General features: G+C 63.9%; 13 protein-coding genes and 1 pseudogene. 5 read left to right on the top strand and 9 right to left on the bottom strand.

Annotated features, from left to right (window positions below):
• The 5 genes and pseudogenes from A5777_RS03780 to A5777_RS03760 all read right to left on the bottom strand — a co-directional run.
• Nucleotides 1–327: pseudogene (locus A5777_RS03780) on the bottom strand (FAD-binding oxidoreductase); the annotation flags it as partial.
• Complete coding sequence (locus tag A5777_RS03775; protein WP_005207184.1) at nucleotides 327–1,502, bottom strand: ABC transporter substrate-binding protein; 1,176 nt, start codon at nucleotides 1,500–1,502, stop codon at nucleotides 327–329. The pseudogene A5777_RS03780 and the gene A5777_RS03775, both read right to left, overlap by 1 nt.
• 73 nt (nucleotides 1,503–1,575) lie before the next feature.
• Nucleotides 1,576–2,457, bottom strand: coding sequence for an ABC transporter permease (locus A5777_RS03770; RefSeq protein WP_064861672.1), 882 nt, complete (start codon nucleotides 2,455–2,457; stop codon nucleotides 1,576–1,578).
• A complete protein-coding gene (locus A5777_RS03765; protein WP_051993929.1) occupies nucleotides 2,454–3,227 on the bottom strand; it encodes an ABC transporter ATP-binding protein in 774 nt (257 codons plus the stop codon). Before A5777_RS03765 ends, A5777_RS03770 begins: the two co-directional genes overlap by 4 nt.
• Before the next feature lie 63 nt (nucleotides 3,228–3,290).
• Nucleotides 3,291–4,529 carry an amidohydrolase family protein gene (locus A5777_RS03760; protein WP_005207179.1) on the bottom strand — a complete coding sequence of 413 codons (1,239 nt, stop codon included), beginning with the start codon at nucleotides 4,527–4,529 and terminating at the stop codon, nucleotides 3,291–3,293.
• 369 nt (nucleotides 4,530–4,898) lie between these two features.
• Here A5777_RS03760 and A5777_RS03755 point away from each other — a divergent pair, with 369 nt between their 5' ends.
• The 3 genes from A5777_RS03755 to A5777_RS03745 are packed head-to-tail and all read left to right on the top strand — an operon-like array spanning nucleotide 4,899 to nucleotide 7,910.
• Nucleotides 4,899–5,504 carry a helix-turn-helix domain-containing protein gene (locus A5777_RS03755; protein WP_005207177.1) on the top strand — a complete coding sequence of 202 codons (606 nt, stop codon included), beginning with the start codon at nucleotides 4,899–4,901 and terminating at the stop codon, nucleotides 5,502–5,504.
• Between the two features lie 55 nt (nucleotides 5,505–5,559).
• Complete coding sequence (locus A5777_RS25780) at nucleotides 5,560–6,594, top strand: PDR/VanB family oxidoreductase (RefSeq protein WP_005207175.1); 1,035 nt, start codon at nucleotides 5,560–5,562, stop codon at nucleotides 6,592–6,594.
• The gene (locus tag A5777_RS03745; protein ID WP_005207174.1) at nucleotides 6,591–7,910 is read left to right on the top strand and encodes an amidohydrolase family protein; all 1,320 of its coding nucleotides are present in this window, start codon (nucleotides 6,591–6,593) and stop codon (nucleotides 7,908–7,910) included. The genes A5777_RS25780 and A5777_RS03745 overlap by 4 nt, the downstream gene beginning before the upstream one ends.
• 121 nt (nucleotides 7,911–8,031) lie before the next feature.
• Here A5777_RS03745 and rsmA read toward each other — a convergent pair whose 3' ends face one another.
• From rsmA to A5777_RS03725, 4 genes are all read right to left on the bottom strand, one after another.
• Entirely contained in the window at nucleotides 8,032–8,940 is a 909-nt protein-coding gene (rsmA, locus tag A5777_RS03740) for a 16S rRNA (adenine(1518)-N(6)/adenine(1519)-N(6))-dimethyltransferase RsmA (protein WP_064861671.1), read from the bottom strand.
• Nucleotides 8,904–9,989: a resuscitation-promoting factor gene (locus A5777_RS24560; RefSeq protein ID WP_005207172.1), complete on the bottom strand. Its 1,086-nt coding sequence runs from the start codon at nucleotides 9,987–9,989 to the stop codon at nucleotides 8,904–8,906. Before A5777_RS24560 ends, rsmA begins: the two co-directional genes overlap by 37 nt.
• A 203-nt stretch (nucleotides 9,990–10,192) precedes the next feature.
• Nucleotides 10,193–11,107 (bottom strand): TatD family hydrolase, encoded by a 915-nt coding sequence (locus A5777_RS03730; protein WP_005207171.1) that lies wholly within the window; start codon nucleotides 11,105–11,107, stop codon nucleotides 10,193–10,195.
• 65 nt (nucleotides 11,108–11,172) lie between these two features.
• On the bottom strand, nucleotides 11,173–12,030 hold the full coding sequence (locus tag A5777_RS03725; RefSeq protein ID WP_064861676.1) for a PhzF family phenazine biosynthesis protein: 858 nt from the start codon (nucleotides 12,028–12,030) through the stop codon (nucleotides 11,173–11,175).
• 162 nt (nucleotides 12,031–12,192) lie between these two features.
• Between A5777_RS03725 and A5777_RS03720 the strand changes: the two genes are divergently transcribed.
• Complete coding sequence (locus A5777_RS03720) at nucleotides 12,193–12,903, top strand: HAD family hydrolase (protein WP_064861675.1); 711 nt, start codon at nucleotides 12,193–12,195, stop codon at nucleotides 12,901–12,903.
• A complete protein-coding gene (locus A5777_RS03715; RefSeq protein ID WP_064861670.1) occupies nucleotides 12,900–15,254 on the top strand; it encodes a glycoside hydrolase family 65 protein in 2,355 nt (784 codons plus the stop codon). Before A5777_RS03720 ends, A5777_RS03715 begins: the two co-directional genes overlap by 4 nt.
• The last annotated feature ends 21 nt before the right edge of the window (nucleotides 15,255–15,275 follow it).

The raw sequence follows: 15,275 nt of genomic DNA, 5'->3' as shown, positions 1-15,275 counted from the left end.
GCGTGGGACAACCTGGCCGTAATTACCTGTTCCCTTTCCCCTCGTGGTCAGCGGCACACCGCGACGCACAGCAGCACTGACGATCTGCGGGACGACCTCGGGATTTCGTGGAAAGCAGACGAGATCCGGCCGGCCGAGATCCTGCGCGGACAGGATCGGACTCATCCCGGATCCGTCGCGGGACGCGCGTGTGATTGCACGCGGCAACGAGCTGACACCGCGAGGGCCGAGTATCGAGAGAAGGTCGTCGGCCAATGCTTCGACGTCATCCGGCCCGAATTCGGGCCTCCCGTCCTGCCGATGGGAACCGAACACCGGTGCCGACATCAGTTCATCCCCACCGAAGGATCGATGAACTGGTTGGTCGCAACCTTGTCGGGTGTCAGACCATCGGCTACCGGTGTCTTCTGCTTGGCATAGATGGGCGTGGTGATGTCGATGATGCGCTGGACCCGGGTTTCATCGAAGTCACCGACGGTCGCGTTGTTGGTGCCGTTTCCAACCAGCTTGAGTTGCGACATCGTCTGGTCCGCGTACTCCGCGTTGCGCTCTGAGTACGTCCAGCCGGTGTTGTACTCCTTCACCGCGTCGAGGATGACTTTGTTCGCGGTCTCGGGCGATTTCGCGTAGTCGGCGACCCCACGCTGCATCACCGGCACCAGCTTCTTGAGACACGCCGACTGCTTCTCCAGGTCACCCGAACGCACCGACAAAGCTGACTTGTAGGTGGGGAAACCGACATCGTTGAGCAGCTGGTACTTCACCGGCTTCTTCCAGCCGTCCACTTCCTCCTCGTAGATCTGGGGCTCGGCACTCGCATAACCCTGCTGCGCCTTCTTGCCGCCTGCTGCGACGAAGTTGGCAGGAGTGCCGTCGTAACTCGCGTCAACCTGCTGCGTGTTCAGGATGCCTGCGCCTGTCAAATAGCTCATCCATGTGGTGCCCTCGAAGTACAAGACGGTCGCGTCGACATTCTTGAGGTCAGCAATCCCTTTTACCTGTGGATACGTCGCCGGGTCCCACATGATCATCTGCGGTGAGACGTCGAGCGGTGCCATCACGGCCGTGATCGGCTTGTTCTTGGACATTTGAACCGCCTGGTCGGTGTCGACGTACCCGAGCGTGATCGAATCGTCCGAGTACATCTGTGCGGTCACCGACTGATTGCCGATCGCAGGTCCGCCCGCGCGGATCTCGAGGTCGACGCCGGTGTACTGCCCGCGGTCGAACAGCGGACCGACGACCTTCTTGGCCGATGCATCGATCTTCGGATTCGGCCCCAGCAATTGATACAGGTGGCCATGCTCGGCTTCCGGATACCAATCGGTCTGCACCACAACGGTCTTGGGACAATCGACACTGAGATTGACCGGTCCGATCGAGCCGGTGTAACCGGATCCTCCGGTATTCGACGATCCCCCACATCCGGCAGCCGCCACGACGACTGCCGCTGCCGCAGAGGCGGCGAAGAGGGTACGAAAGCCTGCAGAATTGATTTTCATGTTTTCCTCATCGTGTGAACGAGCGACACTCGATGGAATCGAGTGTTCAGTGACGAAATATGTTGGGGGTGAGCTACTTCTGGTACCAGCGCCCGACAATTCGGTTTCCGAGCCAGCCGAAGAACCAGAACACGGCGACACCAAGGAGCGATGCAAGCAGGATTGCCGCAAAAAGTTCCGGGGCTTGAAGACGGGACCGATAATTGTCGATCAGAATTCCGATACCGGGGTTGCCCTGCTTGAAGAAGAAATCACCGACGATGGCGCCGACCACTGCGAGACCCGCCGAGATACGAAGGCCCGCGAATATCGCCGGCATGGCCGCGGGGAACTCGAGTTTGCGGAGCACCGTCATCCGGCTCGGATGGTGCAGCGCGAACAGGTCGCGCATCCTGGGGTCAACCGACTGGAATCCGAAGAGCGTGTTCGACACGATGGGGAACAACGCGATCAACACGCACACGAATACCCGTGCACCAAAACCGAATCCGAACCAGAATCCAACGAGGGGAACCAATGCAAGGATCGGAATGCACTGCAATACAACAGCATACGGGAACAGCGCATTCTCCATCGTCTTCGAATGTGCCATCGCTATGGCCCAGGCGATGCCGACGACCGCCGCGATCAGCAGTCCCGTGAGAGCAACCGCCGCAGTGCGCCCGAGCGCTTGCCACATCTCGGGGGCCGAGTCACCGAACAGGCCGTCGCGGACCACTTCCTGGGGCGGTGGCATCAGGAAGCGTCTGGACGCGTCGAGCACCACATAGCTGACCAGATACCAGGCCCCAATGACGATCGCGAACACGAGCAGCGGCGCAACCGTGCGACGCACCTTTTGTACCCACGTAGCGCGATTGCGCATTGGCGGAGTCGCCAGCGCTAGATCAGCGGTGGCGGAGACAGCGGTGGCGGCTGCGTCCGGTCCGGGCCCGGTGGCTGTGGAGTTGGTCATGAGTGCGCCTCTCGTAGTGCGACCGACACTCGTTCGGTGAGGTCAGTGAACTCGCGGTCAAATCGGAGGTCGGGCGAGCGCGGGTAGTCGAACGGGACGTCGAACTCTCCGACAATGGTCCCGGGCCGTCCGGACATCACGACCACCCGCGTGGACAGATAGACGGCCTCGCTCACCGAGTGCGTGATGAAGAGACCGGCGAATGTCGTGCGGTCGAATAGCTCGGTCAATTCCTGGCCAAGACGCTGGCGGGTGATCTCGTCGAGCGCCGCGAAGGGCTCGTCGAAAAGGAACAGCTGTGGATCGACGGTCAGTGACCGAGCAAGCGAGACGCGCATCCGCATGCCTCCGGAGAGCATGTGCGGCAGGTGATCTCCGAATCCATCAAGCCCCACTAGTTCGAGAGCCGCCGAGGCGCGACTACGTCGCTCCCGCTTTCCGACACCGTCGAGTTCCGCCAGGAGCGCAACGTTGTCTGCGACTGAACGCCACGGAAGCAGGGTCGCGTCCTGGAAGACATAGCCGATGCGGTCAGCACCACATTGCATGTAACCGTCGGATATCGTCTCCAGTCCAGCGGACAACCGCAGAAGCGTCGATTTCCCGCAACCCGAGGGTCCGACGACAGAGACGAACTCTCCCTCGCGCACTTCGAGGTTCACATCGTGGAGGGCGTGGGTCCCATCGGGGAAGCGGAGGTCGACGTGCTCAAAGCCAACCACCGGATGCCCGGTGGTCACTGAGTCCGATGGTGGTGATGTCGATGTCATGGTGTCCTTCACGATCAACGGATGTTCGATTCTTGTAACAGATCTGCCGAGATAGATTGGTAGTCAGTCGAATACCGACCAGGTGCTCGACTTTGTTCGGGAGATGATCCGGCCGTCGACAATGACGACACGAGCATCGGGTGTTGTGGCCATGGCCTCGATCTGGTCGGCACCCCGCACCGCCATGAAGTCTGCGAGTGCTCCCACGACCGGGCCCGCCTCGGCCAAGCCCAACACCGAGCGCGCCGATGATGTCACGAGATCAATTGCTGTTGCGGGTATTTGATGGCCAGCAGTGACAAGCAGTGAGGCTGTCTCGAGCGCATCACCACTTCCCATCGGATTGAACGGATCTCGTATGTTGTCGGCGCCGGCGGCAACCCTTACACCTCCATCCGCGAGCGCAGAGAGGGGCGCGATTCCACGCGGCGCCCCGCGACCGTCGTCTGCGCGGCCCTGAAGATAGAGGTTGGTGATCGGCAGTGCGACGACCGAGATTCCGGAGTTTCGCAGCGCGTCAATCGATGTCGACAGCTCCTGCCGATCCATCGTCGAGAGTCGGCAACAGTGTCCGGCGGTACGCACAACGTCGGCCGGCCAGTGCGCCACGAGTTCGGCATACGTGCCAATCGTTGTGTGATCGCCCGCAAGAAACTCGTCGGTGTGCAGATCGACGCCCACACAGCGTGTTTCGGCGATGTGGATGAGGCGGGCGACTTCTGCCACTGGATCGTCGGCGATGTGTGGCGCACCTCCGACTAGATCGGCGCCGACGTCAAGTGCACCGTGGATCACGTCGTCGGGCGTTCCCGGCGGCGCAAGCAGTGCGATCTGAATCGTCATGAAGGGCCGGAGTTCATGCCGAACGCGATCTATCGCACGGATGGCGCGATAGGGATCGTCATCGGCAAGCACGTCGACATGCGTCCGGACGGCTGTGGTTCCTCGTTCCAGCATCGTGGTGGCGGCTCGATGGGCACGCCGATAGAACGACTCCTCGTCGAACCTCTCGGCACCCGCTCGCCAACAGTCGATGGCGGCGCCGAGGTCTCCGACCTGCGGATTCAGTACGTTCCATGACAACGCCTTGTCCAGGTGAGCATGCGGGTCGGCCGCCGGGGGCAGCAGCACGTGATCGTCGAGAACCAGGTGACCGTCGACTTCGCCGATCGAGCCTCCGGGCGCGATGTTCTTGACCCGCGCCCTGCCGTCGACGCCACGATCCAACAACACGTCAATCATCTCGCCAGTGCGCGAGCGTGCGGTGATCAGCCGAAGCGTCGGCAAATCAGAAGCTGGCATGTGGTTCTCCGAAGGTGTCGGCTGCGATATCGAGTAATGCAGACCAAGGCTGTAGCGGTCCCGCCTGGCTGGGCGACGGGGATTGTTGATGTGGTCAACATCGATCAAATTACGGTCGTCCTATTGCCGACTTGTTACGCCCAAGCGATGGATGTGTGACAAGTGTGGAGGTGAGACGCTACGGGTCGACCGAATGCAGGACCAGGGTGTCGACACACCTCTCCGTAAGGGGCGCAGAGGAATTGGTGTCCCGGCTATCGTGATCATCAACGTCAATTCCGTGCATTGTACGCAACTGACCATGGTCAGTGCCATTGCGACAGGCGGTGACGACCGAGACAAGACGACCGAGACAACAGGAGTGGTCCAGTGGCTCTCGCCAACCCCGATCCCGCACAGGAGGCCCTGGGTGCCGAGATCCGTAGAAGGAGAAGGGACAAGGGTGTCACGCTCGCGCAGCTTGCCGCCGAGGCGGACATCTCTCATCCATTCTTGTCCCAGCTCGAGCGAGGTTATGCCAGGCCATCGATGGTCACGCTCGAACGCATCGCATCAGCGCTGGGAACAACCCAGGTCAGCCTGATGCTCGCGGCCGCTCCCCCTCAAACGTCGGCACCGCAGGAGGTGACACTCCCTGCCGGCGCGGCACTTGTTCGCAACGAGGAGGGCACCGCGCTACCACGCACCGGAGGGAACGGCGAGGAGAGTTACACCCGACTGCTGGTGCGTGGGGACGCCGCCTTCTATCCGCAGGAAAACGTCATCCGGAGCACGGGGTTCGACCGGTACTACCAACATCACCAGGACGAGTGGGTGCACGTGATCGAAGGGAGTATCGAGGTCGACCTCGGCGAGAGCGAAACGATCGAATTGCGAGCGGGTGACAGCCTTTACTATGCTGGCAACATTCCTCACCGCTGGCGACTGAGTCACGGCCATATCGCTCGATTGATCGTCGTACAGGCCTCGGGGTAGGAATAGCGGTTCCTTGGCTGGGAACCCGACGGAGACCTTCCATTGAGGAGTTCTCATGTCAACCGATTCACAACCTGAAAATGGCAGTAGCGCAACATCTTCCGACGACAACCACCGCGAGAGCAGTGATGTTTTGTCCGCTGGCCCCGGCGGACTCATCGATGTGCGAATCATCGAACGTCGTCAACTGACCGATCGCGTCGACGAGTTCACGTTTGCCCCCATCCAGTCGAATTCACTCCCCCACTGGTCGCCCGGTTCACACATCGACGTCCACACTCCCGCAGGCGTAGTCCGCCAGTACTCTCTCACTTCTGACCCCGATGACCACGGCCACTATCGCATCGCGGTCGCCAAGTGCGAGGACGGACGCGGCGGTTCGCTATCTCTCCACCACGGGTCGCATGAAGCTTCTGTACTTCGAATCAGTCCGCCACGCAACCACTTTGCACTTACGCGTGCGCTCAAGTATGTGTTTGTTGCCGGCGGAATAGGCATTACTCCACTGATCTCGCTGGTGGCCGAAGCCGAAAGCAAAGGTCGCCCATGGAGTCTCCTTTACACAGGTGCCGACCAAGCTCACATGGCATATGCAACAGAGCTTTGCGAGCGATACGGCGACCGAGTCGTCATCCACTCGTCGTCGAACGAGGGACGTGTGACTCTGTTCGACCAGCTCGCGGGCCTCCCACCCGGCACCGCTGTGTACACCTGCGGACCTGAGTCGCTGATCGCCGACGCCACAGCTGCCTGCGCGGACCAACACGCCGTCGATGTGTTCTATGAGCGTTTCGCCGCAACCGACAATGCGGCAGCACAGGACTCACCCTTCGAGGTCTCCCTGGCATTGTCTGGCAGGACGGTCGAGGTACCGATTGGCCGGTCCATTTTGGATGTGTTCGACGACGAGGGGATCGTGACGGTGTCGTCGTGTCGCGAAGGTGTGTGCGGAACCTGTGAGGCTGAGGTCGTCAGCGGTGAGGTCGAGCATCGCGATTCGGTGCTGACATCTGAGGAACGCGCCGAGAACGAAACAATGATGCTTTGTGTATCCCGTTGCACCAGCGGACGTTTGGTTCTTGATCTATGAGCAGCACGCGACTGCAGAACGCCCTGGCTGTCGTCGGCGCGTGCGCCGAAACGGCCGATGCCGTAGTGGTCGACGATGGACTCATCGTCGAGAATCACACGGCACTCGCCGGTGAGCCCGAAGTCGTCGACTGCACCGACTGCGTCGTCACTCCAGGTCTGGTCAATGCACACCATCACCTACTGCAAAGTGCCTTTCGAACATTGCCCGGCAGCAGATTCCAGCCGATGCACGAATGGTTGCGGATCATGGGCGCCGCGTACCGCGGGCTTCGAGTCGATCCAGACCTGGCCGGTGCAGCAGCAGCGGTCGGGCTCGCGGAGTCGGTGTTGGCGGGCGTCACAACCATCGCCGACCATCACCTGACCTGGCCTGCGGACATTGATTCGGTCGAGTTGGCAGGCGCGACGATCGCGGCGGCCCACGATCTCGGTGCACGACTCGTCTTTGTCCGCGGTACCGCGCGCGACGATCCCTGGGCCGCAGCCGATTCCGTGCGAGCGATTCACGCCGCTTACCTGGGTTCGACGTCGGGTGGCATCAGCGACGACGGAATGCTTCAACTGGCCACCGGCCCGTCGGGCGTGCATGCCGACTCGAAGGAGACTTTTCACGAACTGGGCCGCGCGGCAACGGAATTGGGGCTACGGAGACGCACTCAGGCAAATGAGCAGATCGACGTCGCCATTGCGTGCGAGCGCTACGGCGCTCGCCCTCTGAGGCTTCTCGAGGATTGGGGCTGGCTCGATACCGATGTCACGGTCGCTCACCTCTGTGATGTCACTGACGACGAAGTGCTTCGACTCGCGGAGGCCGGAGTACACGCGACTCATGCACCGGGGTGCGACATTCCCATGGGCTGGGGCATCGCGCCCGTCGCGGACCTACTCGAGGCCGGGATCGTCGTCGGCCTCGGGACAAGCGGAGGCGGCAGCAACGACGGTGGACATCTGCTGGCCGACGCGCGGCTCGCGATGCAGGCTTCGGGATTGACGGGTCGGCCTCTCTCCGCGCGCACCCTCGTCGAGGCGGCAACGCGCGGATCCGCTGCGGGACTGGGTCGCAGCGAGCTCGGCCGATTGGAGGTAGGTGCGGCAGCCGACCTCTGCGTATGGGATTGCGGAGACGTTTCCGATGCCGGTGTCGGCGACCCCATAGATGGTCTGCTGTGGGCGTCGCCGGGCAGAAAGCCGCGGGACGTGATGATCGCGGGACGCTGGGTGGTGCGCGACTATCACTTGGTGTCCCAGGACTCGCGCGCAATCGCCTGGCGGCTACGGACACTCGTGGAGCAGCGCGCGGCGGCGTCCGGATAGACGCGCCGTTCGCGGCACGAGACGCCCAATCGGCGGCGTGGAGCGTACAGTCGACGGTCTCGAGCGCCCAGTCGGCAGTCTCGAGCGCCCAGTCGGCGGCGTGTAGCGCCCGGCCGGTAGCTCAGGCGGGTTCGACGGCCGCGAGGCGCACGAAGTCGCCGACGTCGAGCCTCTCGCCGCGGATCTGGGGGTCGATGCCCGCTGCCCGAAGTCGGCGTTCGGCCTCGACGGGCGAGCCCGCCCAGGTGGTCAGCGCCGAGCGCATCGTCTTGCGGCGCTGCGCGAAGGCGGCGTCGATGACAGCGAAAACCTGTGCGCGGGTGGCTGATTCGTCGACGAATGGGTCGGTGCGGGTGATGCGGACGAGACCCGACTCGACCTTGGGTTCCGGCCAGAAGACGTTGCGCCCCACGGCACCTGCGCGGGCAACGTCGCCGAAGTACCGCGCTTTGACGCTCGGCACACCGTAGACGCGGGAGCCGGGGCCTGCCGCGAGTCGATCAGCCACCTCGGCCTGCACCATGACGAGAGCCGTTGCGATCGTGGGGAATTGGGTCATCAGGTGCAGCAGGACGGGCACCGCCACGTTGTAGGGCAGGTTCGCGACGAGCGCGGTCGGGGTCACCGGCAGATCGTCGGCGGTCACGGCCAGTGCGTCGGCGGTGACGACATCGAGTGCGTCGGCCCGTTGCGGCGCGAACTCGTCGACGGTGTGCGGCAGCCGCGCAGCGAGCTTCGGGTCGATCTCGACCGCGACGACCCGGCCCGCCGTGCCCAACAGTGCCAGCGTCAGCGAACCCAGTCCGGGGCCGACCTCGAGGACGGTGTCGTCAGGGCCGACTCCGGACGCCGCGACGATGCGTCGAACGGTGTTGGCGTCGTGGACGAAGTTCTGTCCGAGCGTCTTGGTCGGACGAACGTCGAGCTCGGCGGCGAGGCGTCGGATCTGTGCCGGGCCCAGCAGCCGCGGAGCGGTCGAATCCGCGTCGTCTGTCAGCGCAGACCCAGACTCGACGAGCAGGCAGGCCACGCGCCCCAGCCCTGAGCTGCGAGGGTCTTCTGCGCGACCGCGATCTGCTCCTCGCGCGAGGCGAGGTCGGGACGCGCGGCATACTCCTGGCCACCCCAGCGGTCCCAGGTGTTCTGGTCGAACTGGATGCCGCCGTAGAAGCCGTTGCCGTTGTTGATGGCCCAGTTTCCGGTGGACTCGCACTGCGCGAGGCGGTCCCAGACCGAACCCGACGGCACGTCGGGCGCGCCCTCCTTGGTCCCGATCTTGACGGTGGCGGCAACCGGGGCGGCGATCTGGTTGGCGGAGAGCTTGTCGCGCTTGACGACCTTGCCGTTGACGATCGTGACGTTGTAGGTGACGTTTGCGCGTCCCGGCTTACCCGCGTTCACGACGACCTTCTTGTTACGGATGAGGGTCGGATCGTCCTGCTTGTTCTCCGGTGGTGCGACGTCTTCGAGCACGGTGTCCTGCTCGGTCCGGATGCGGGTGACGTCGATGACCATGTTCGGCGTGACCTTGGTGTCTGCGGCAGGCGTGACCTTGTCCTCGTCGGACAGGGGCTTGCCGGTCGCGGTGAGCGCGTCGGCGACAGTTGCCGCGGGCACGGTGGTGTTGAACCGCACACCGCCGTCGACAACCGTGATCTGCTTGGGCAGGGTGACGTCGACGACGGCACCGCTGACCGGGATCGCTCCGCCTGCCGAGAAGTTGGTCTCGTCGTCGCCGTGCGCGAGTCCCTTCTCTGCGAGAAGTTCGTCGACCTTGACCGCAGTGGTCTTGACCTGCTCCTTGCGACCCTCGACGTCGATGACGACGGTCTTGAGGCGCTTCATGGTGATGGTCGAGCCGTCGCCGAAGCCTGCGTCGGGTCCCGGGCTGACCTGGTCGCCGTCGGCCGGGGTGTACCCCTGCGAGCGCAGCACCGAATCGACTGACATCGCCATGGTCGAGACCTTCATGGTGTGACCGTCGACGTCGAGCGTGACGTTCTTGTGCATCGCGACACCCGCGACGCCACCGGCGGCGAGGGTGGCGAGCACGGCACCAACGGCCACGCGAGCGCGCATCGATTCTGAGTTGTGAATTCTCGCAAGTACAGACAAGGTCCAAGCATCCTGATCGGCGACAGAGTCAACCCACGTCAGGCGTCTCAGGAGTAAGTCACCGAGGCCCTACGGCCCCGAGGTCACTATCAAACAGAGACCGAATCATCCGTTCAATCGACGCCCACCATCACGCGGGATCACAATACGATAACGAGACGGGGCGATTACCGCAAAGGTAGCTGGTAGGCGCGTCGCGCGTTGTCGCCGAGCGTCCTGGCCAAGGATTCGGCATCGACTCCACGCGTCGATGCCAACGACCTGGCCGTGTACGGCAGACAGTATGGTTGATTAGGTTGTCCCCGATAGGGATCCGGCGTCAGGAACGGAGCGTCGGTTTCGACGAGCAGCAACTCATCCGGCACGACGCGTGCGGCATCTCGCAGCGACGCGGCGTTGGCGAAGCTCACTGTGCCCGCGAAACTGAGGTAGTAACCGCGTTCGACGCATTCGCGTGCAACGTTTTGGTCACCGGAGAAGCAATGCATGATCACGGTGTCGGGAGCGCCCTCATCAGCCAGAATGTCCAGCACATCGCGGTCGGCTTCGCGGTTGTGGATCATCAACGGCTTGCCGATGCTCTTCGCGAGCCTGATGTGCCAGCGGAAGGCTTCGTGCTGAATCTCGGGCGTCGCGCAGTCGTCGGACCGGGCGGGCCAATAGTAATCGAGACCGGTCTCGCCGACGGCCACCACCCTCGGATGCTGCGCCATCTGCTCCAGCTCGCGCGAGGTGGCGTCGTCGAGGTCGCCCGCGTTCATCGGGTGCAGCGCGACCGCCGCGTAGACCCGGTCGTCCCAGTCCGCCGCCGAAACCGCCCACCGCGCGTCGACCATGTCGTCGGCAACTGTGACAACCATCTCAACGCCGACACTCTCGGCATGGTCGACGATCGCCCGAACGGTCTCGGGCGAACGACCACCGCACGCGGCGAGATGCGTGTGCGCGTCGATGAGCCCGTAGAGCGGCGTCGGGTCCGGCGGCGGCTCGCGGCGTCGACGCTTCTTCGCGGCCTTGGCGCTCTCTGTCGCCGATGGTTCCGCCGACTGCGAACCGGCCGAGCTCTGTGCACCCTCCGTCATGGACTCGACTCTAGAAGGTGACGCAGGCGCCCCCCATCAGAGATCAGAGATCGGAGATCAGGCGATCAGAGATCGGCGGTCCCGCTGATGACCGTGGTCGACTGCCCGCCGACCCAGATGTGCTCGCCGTCGTCGTCGATGTGGACTCGGCCCGAACGCTGGACGACGGTGCCCTGCGAGGCCACGTAGCTCGCTCCGACACGGCCGTTCGACCGAAGCCACACCGCGATGCCGGCGTTGAGGCTGCCGGTGACGGGATCTTCTCCGACGGCCTCGCCGCCGGCGAGTCCGCGAACCTCGAATTCGACGCCGGGATCGTCGGGGTGTCCGGACTCGTAGCGGCCGAGGAGGCCGACGTCGTACGCGCCCAGCGCCGCGAGGTCGGGTCGCGCCGAGAGCACCCGCTGCGCGGAGTCGAGTTCGAGCACGAACCAGGGAGGGCCGTTGTCGATCCATTCCGCGGCGCGGACGTGCTCACGTGAGAGCCCGAGCGCGGGCAGCACCTCGTCGACGAGGGCGTCGTCGACCGGGCCCGATCGGCGCAGTGGGGGCGCCGCGAAGGCGAACCGATCGCCGTCACGACGGATCGTCACCAGTCCGACGCCGCACTCCTGGACGACGTTCGCCCCGCGCGGCGATCCGCCCGCAGCGAGCCATGCGTGCGCCGACCCCAGCGTCGGGTGTCCCGCGAAGGGGAGTTCGCCGCCGGGAGTGAAGATGCGCAGCCGGTAGTCGGCGCCGGGGTCGGTCGGAGACTGGATGAACGTCGTCTCGGAAAGGTTAGTCCAACGAGCGAATGCCGCCATCTCGTCGTCGGAGATCCCGTCGCCGTCGATCACGACGGCAACGGGGTTGCCACGCAACGGTTTTGAACTGAACACGTCGACCTGGGCAAAACGTCGGGACTGCTGCGCTGATGACATGTCCTCATGCTTGCCGCCGCGCCCGAGGGTTGTCCAGCGATTTGTGACGACGGACGTCTGGCCGTCGAGCGCAGGTCCGACGCGCCGCCGAGCGCCTGGACTCGACGCGTGGTCTGCTCGCATACCGCGCCGTGGACTGCCCAGGCGGGTAGCGTGTCGGACGTGTTGGGTTTGCCAGAACAGATCTCGGTCGCCCTATTCGACCTCGACGGTGTTCTCACAAGTACCGCCGTCCTACATCGCGTTGCGTGGAAAGCCGCCTTCGACGACTTCCTGCGTGACCGCGACGGCGACGACTTCGTGCCGTTCACCGAACAGGACTACCTCGACTACGTCGACGGTCGTCCACGCGAGGACGGTGTGCGCGCGTTCTTGTCGTCGCGTGGCATCGACGATGTGGACGACGCGACGACCGAGCGCATCGGGTCGGAGAAGAACGAGATGTTCCTGGCCAAGCTCGCCAGCGACGGCGTGAATCCGTATCCCGGGTCGGTGCGTTACCTGCAGGCCGCCCAGGATGCCGGCCTACGCATAGCGGTGGTGACATCGTCGAAGAACGGAGAAGCCGTCCTCGACGCTGCCGGGCTGTCGAAGTACGTGGAAGTGCGGGTGGACGGGCAAGAAACGGCCGCACGTGGACTGCGCGGGAAACCCGCGCCCGACTCATTTCTCTTGGGGGCAGAACTAATGGGTGTCGAACCGACGGCAGCAGCCGTCTTCGAGGACGCGATCTCTGGTGTGCAGGCGGGGGTGGCAGGCCACTTCGGTTATGTCGTCGGCATCGACCGGGTCGGCGGCACCCAGGCAGAGGCGATGCGCACCACGGGTGCCGACATCGTCGTCAACGATCTCGACGAGTTGATCCCCGCATGAGCCGCACCGTAGAACAGAGCCACGGATTCGACATCGATCCGTGGCAGTTGCATTGGCGCGGAGTCGATCTCGACGCGCTGGGCCGAAACGAGACACTGTTCGCGCTGTCGAACGGACACATCGGGCTACGCGGGAGCTTCGAAGAGGGTGAGCCGGTCGACCATCCCGGCACCTATCTCAACGGCTTCTACGAGCTGCGGGATCTGCCGTATGCCGAAAGTGGCTACGGCTACCCGGAATCGGGCCAGACCGTCGTCAATGTGACCGACGGCAAGATCATTCGTCTCCTCGTCGAGGACGAGCCGATGGATCTTCGCTACGGCCGCACCGAAGAGCACTCGCAGACACTCGATTTCCGTACCGGGACGCTGCGTCGCAACACTCTGTGGACGTCGCCGACCGGCCGCACGGTGCGTATCAAATCCGAACGGCTGGTGTCGTTCACCAAGCGCACCATCGCCGCGATCCACTACGAAGTCGAACCCGTCGGCGAAGACATGAAGATCGTGCTGCAGTCCGATCTGCTCGCCAACGAGCCGGTTCCCGTGCCGGGCAACGATCCCCGACTTGCCGCCGCGCTCGAGTCGCCGCTCGTCTCCGACCTCGCGACCTGTCGCAACTACTGGGGCATCCTGGTCCACCACACCAAACAGTCCGGGCTGCACATGGCTGCGGGCATGGACCACCAGATCGACTTCCCCGGCGCCGCAGACAGTTTCATTCGCGCCGACGACGATCTGGCCCGCCTGACCATCGCGGCGAACGTTCCGGAGGGAACGTCGCTGAAGATGACCAAGTACATCGGATACGGATGGTCGGCGCGACGGTCGGTGCCCGCACTTCGCGCACAGGTCGACGCTGCGCTCGCCATGGCGATGGAAACCGGCTGGGAATCGTTGAAGGCCATGCAGATCGCCTACATGGACGACTTCTGGCGCGACGCCGACATCGAACTCGACGGCGATCCCGAGGTGCAGCAGGCGGTGCGCTTCGCGCTCTTCCACGTGCTGCAGGCGGGTGCGCGCGGACAATCGCGCGCGATTCCCGCGAAGGGGCTCACCGGACCGGGCTACGACGGCCATACCTTCTGGGACACCGAGAGTTTCATCCTGCCCATGCTCACCTACACCGTCCCGGCGGCAGCAGGTGAGGAACTGCGTTGGCGCCATTCGACGATGGACAAAGCGAAGTCACGCGCAGCTGAACTCGGACAGCGCGGGGCCATGTTCCCCTGGCGCTCCATCAACGGCGACGAGTGTTCTGGCTACTGGCCCGCTGGTACCGCGGGTGTGCACGTCAGCGCCGACATCGCCAACGCGACCGCGCGATACATGCGCGCCACCGAGGACGAACAGTTCGAAACCGAGTGCGGCGTCGAACTCCTCGTCGAGATCGCCCGCCTGTTCGCCGGTCTCGGGCATCACGACGTCAACGGACGCTTCCGCCTCGACGGCGTGACCGGCCCCGACGAGTACACCGCCGTCGTCAACAACAACGTGTTCACCAATCTCGCTGCGCAACTGGCACTTCGCGACGGTGTGGCGTGGGTGCATCGCCGACCCGACCTCGCGCAGAAGTATGGCGTGACGAATGCCGAAGCGGCGCATTGGGAATCGTGCGCCGACGACATGACGATCCCGTTCGACGAAGCGCTCGGCGTGCACCAGCAGTGCGAGGCGTTCACCCTGCTCGGTGCGTGGGATTTCGCGGCGTCGGTGGGCAAATACCCACTGCTGCTGAACTATCCGTACTACGACCTGTACCGCAAACAGGTGGTCAAGCAGGCCGACCTCGTGTTCGCGATGTACATGTTCGGTCGGGCGTTCACCGAGGAACAGAAGCTTCGCAACTTCGACTACTACTATCCGCTCACCGTTCGCGACTCGTCGTTGTCGGCGTGCTGCGAGGCCGTCACGGCGGCCGAGGTCGGCTACCTGGATCTCAGTTACGACCTGCTCGCCGAATCCGTGTTCACCGACCTGCACGACCTGCACAGCAACGTCAGCAGTGGTCTGCACATCGCCGCGCTCGCGGGTGCGTGGATGGACTGCGTGGCCGGCTTCGGCGGTATGCGTGACTTCGGTGGCCACATCACGTTTGCGCCGAGGCTCCCACCGCGGCTGACGTACATGTCCTTCCGTATGACGGTGCGAGATTCGAAGATCATCGTCGCCGTCGACAAGAAAACGGCGACGTACCGTCTGATCTCGGGGCCGAAGATCGACCTCGCGCACCACGGTGAGAAGTTCACGTTGACCGAGGAACACCCGGTGACACGCGACATCTCGGAGATCGAGCACCGCGAACCACCGAAGGCACCGGTGGGCTGCGAGCCGTATCACCGCGACTGACGCGCCTCGGCCGCGAAGGCG

Source organism: Gordonia sp. 852002-10350_SCH5691597, from assembly GCF_001665715.1.
GTDB lineage: Bacteria > Actinomycetota > Actinomycetes > Mycobacteriales > Mycobacteriaceae > Gordonia > Gordonia sputi.
The sequence above is the reverse complement of the archived record's forward strand: the minus strand, read 5'-3'. Positions and strand labels throughout refer to the sequence as shown.